This is a genomic window from Pseudomonas sp. K5002 (genome assembly GCF_013386655.1).
Taxonomy (GTDB): Bacteria; Pseudomonadota; Gammaproteobacteria; order Pseudomonadales; family Pseudomonadaceae; genus Aquipseudomonas.
This window is the reverse complement of sequence record NZ_JACARK010000372.1, coordinates 1-2,721: the sequence shown is the minus strand read 5'-3', so window position 1 is coordinate 2,721 and position 2,721 is coordinate 1. Positions and strand designations below refer to the sequence as shown.

The 2,721-nt window shown below is 59.7% G+C and carries 4 protein-coding genes and 1 pseudogene; 4 read left to right on the top strand and 1 reads right to left on the bottom strand.

What is annotated here, in order from left to right; genetic code table 11:
- From HX846_RS17780 to HX846_RS17765, 4 genes are all read left to right on the top strand, one after another.
- A partial coding sequence (locus HX846_RS17780) for a hypothetical protein (RefSeq protein ID WP_177010130.1) occupies positions 1-135 on the top strand: 135 nt, incomplete at its 5' end.
- Positions 136-235: 100 nt separating this feature from the next.
- Entirely contained in the window at positions 236-958 is a 723-nt protein-coding gene (locus HX846_RS17775) for an ABC transporter permease (RefSeq protein ID WP_003220032.1), read from the top strand.
- 16 nt (positions 959-974) lie between these two features.
- Positions 975-1,712 (top strand): ABC transporter permease, encoded by a 738-nt coding sequence (locus tag HX846_RS17770; protein ID WP_003220033.1) that lies wholly within the window; start codon positions 975-977, stop codon positions 1,710-1,712.
- 17 nt (positions 1,713-1,729) lie between these two features.
- The gene (locus HX846_RS17765) at positions 1,730-2,521 is read left to right on the top strand and encodes an ABC transporter ATP-binding protein (RefSeq protein ID WP_003220035.1); all 792 of its coding nucleotides are present in this window, start codon (positions 1,730-1,732) and stop codon (positions 2,519-2,521) included.
- A gap of 7 nt (positions 2,522-2,528) precedes the next feature.
- On the opposite strand, the pseudogene HX846_RS39265 reads toward HX846_RS17765, so the two are convergent.
- Positions 2,529-2,721: pseudogene (locus HX846_RS39265) on the bottom strand (hypothetical protein); the annotation flags it as partial.

Sequence of the window (2,721 nt, the reverse complement as noted above, 5' to 3'; positions counted from 1 at the left end):
GAAGCCGCCGAGCGTATCGCGCGCGTGCTGCACAACGACCCGGCGACCGGCGTGATGCGTCATGCGGATGCGGGCTACCAGATCGCGATTGATTGCGCCAAGGAGCAGGGTTTGAACCTGCCGATGGTCAAGTAAACCAGGCAGGCAGTTGCACCCTTTGCTTCATGGACGTCGGGCAGGTTGAGACGGATTTCAAGGTTCCGGTGCTTTATGTGTTTTCGGTAGGAGTGACTTGATGAGTCTCATGCAGATGCTCAGTTTTGGCGACACGGGTTGGGGGATGGCCTTGCTCAAGGCCGCCCTCATGACCGTGTTGTTGACCCTTGCGGCGCTGGTGGTCGGTGCGCTGGTCGGCAGCCTGGTGGCCATGGCCAAGCTTTCCAAAAAGCGTGCCTTGCGATACCTGGGGGATGCCTATTCCATCCTGTTCCGGGGGATTCCGGAGCTGTTGGTGATCTACCTGTTCTATTTCGGCGGTGCCAGTGTGGTGACGGCCGTCAATCACTGGTTTGGCGGTGAAGGCTATGTCGATGTCCCGCCGTTCATGGTGGGGGCCATCGCCGTCGGATTGATCTCGGCGTCGTATCAGGCTGAGGTCTATCGCGGTGCCTTTATCGCGGTGGCCAAGGGTGAGCTTGAGGCAGCACTGGCGATCGGCATGAACCGCGCAACGCGGATTCGCCGGGTGCTGATCCCGCAGATCTGGCGGTACGCGCTGCCGGGCCTGGGCAACGTCTGGCAAATGAGCCTGAAAGACTCCGCGCTGATTTCGGTGATTGGCCTGGTGGAACTGATGCGCGCCAGCCAGGTGGCGGCGGGTTCCACGCGCCAGTACTTCACGTTCTACATCGTCGGCGGCGTGTGCTACCTGATTCTGACCGGGCTTTCGGGCCGTCTTTTCAATATTGCCGAAGCGCGCGTACAGCGTACGCAGCGGCGCAATCCTGCACAGTCGTGAGAAGGGACCGTTTGCCATGATCGATTTCGCCTTTCTTGCCGACACCATGCTCAAGTTGCTGGGTGCCTTGCCCATCACCCTGGCCTTGTTTTTTTCGTCCCTGACCCTGGGGTTGCTGCTGTCGCTGGGCGTGGTGTCCATGCGCGTCAGCCGCTGGCCATTCCTCAGCTACCCGGCGCGTTTCTACATCATGCTGTTTCGCGGCACGCCGCTGATGATCCAGATGTTCCTGATCTATTACGGCCTGGGGCAGTTCCCGGCGATTCGCGACAGCTTCCTGTGGGTGGTGTTGAGGTCGCCTTATGGCTGCGCCGTGGTCTCCCTGGCGCTGTGCACCGCCGGCTACACCGCTGAAATCATTCGCGGTGGCCTGCTGAGCGTGCCTCAAGGGCAGATCGAAGCGGGGCAGGCGGTAGGCATGGGGCGTTGGACCCTGCTGTGGCGAGTGATCGGCCCGGTCACCTTGCGCCAGGCGCTTCCGGCCTATTCCACCGAGGCCATTTTGCTGGTCAAGTCCACCGCGCTGGCCAGCCTGGTCACCGTGTGGGACGTCACCGGCGTGGCGCAACAAATCATCCAGCGTACCTACCGCACCATGGAAGTGTTCATTTGTGCGGCGTTGATCTATCTGATCCTGAATTTCCTGGTGGTGCGTGTGGTGGCCTGGATTGAACATCGTCTGTCGCCCCACCTGCGTGAGCGGCCGAAAGACGTGCCGGTCAAGCAAACCCCCGAACCTATTTCTCATTCCTGATTGCAGCGGAGCTTGTCATGAGTACTCAGATTCAGAGCGCCCTTACGGTTAACAACATTCACAAGGCTTTCGGTTCGGCACAGGTTCTCAAGGGGATTTCGCTGGAGGCTCACAAAGGTGACGTGATTTCCATCCTCGGTGCCAGCGGTTCGGGCAAGAGCACTTTCCTGCGTTGTATCAACCTGCTGGAAACCCCGGACGAGGGCAGTATTGTGCTCGACGGCGAAACCATCGAGCTCAAGCGCCAGCGCAACGGTCGGTTGTTGCCTGGCAGCACGCGGCAGGTGGAGACCATGCGCAGCAAGCTGGGCATGGTGTTCCAGAGTTTTAACCTGTGGTCGCATATGACGGTTTTGCAAAATGTCATCGAGGGGCCGATGCGGGTGCTCAAGCGTTCGAAGGCCGAGTGTGTGGAGGAAGCTGAGCAACTGCTGCACAAGGTGGGGCTTTATGATCGCCGTGATTATTACCCGGCGCATTTGTCGGGTGGGCAGCAGCAGCGGGTGGCGATTGCCCGGGCGTTGGCGATGAACCCGCAAGTAATGTTGTTTGATGAGCCGACGTCGGCGCTGGACCCGGAGTTGGTGGGGGAGGTGTTGCGGGTGATGCGGTCGCTGGCCGAGGAAGGGCGGACCATGTTGGTGGTGACCCATGAGATGGGGTTTGCGCGGCATGTGTCCAATCGGGTGGTGTTTATGGCCAATGGGTTGATTGATGCCCAGGGCACCCCGGCGGAGTTGTTTGAGGGGTTGCCGACTGAGCGGTTTCGGCAGTTTGTATCGAGTCATACGCAGCGTAGTGCGGAGTAGTGGAGTGTTAAAAGCAAAGGCAAGATCCAGAGCGAAGGCAGAGCTGCTTTTCTGTAGGAGCTGGCTTGCCGGCGATGCAGACACCTCGGTGTATCAGGTACACCCAGTTGATGCCATCGCCGGCAAGCCAGCTCCTACAGTGGACCGTGCCCGCTTTTGATTTTTGCTTGTGCCTTTGCTTCACAACACTCAAGCCGGCC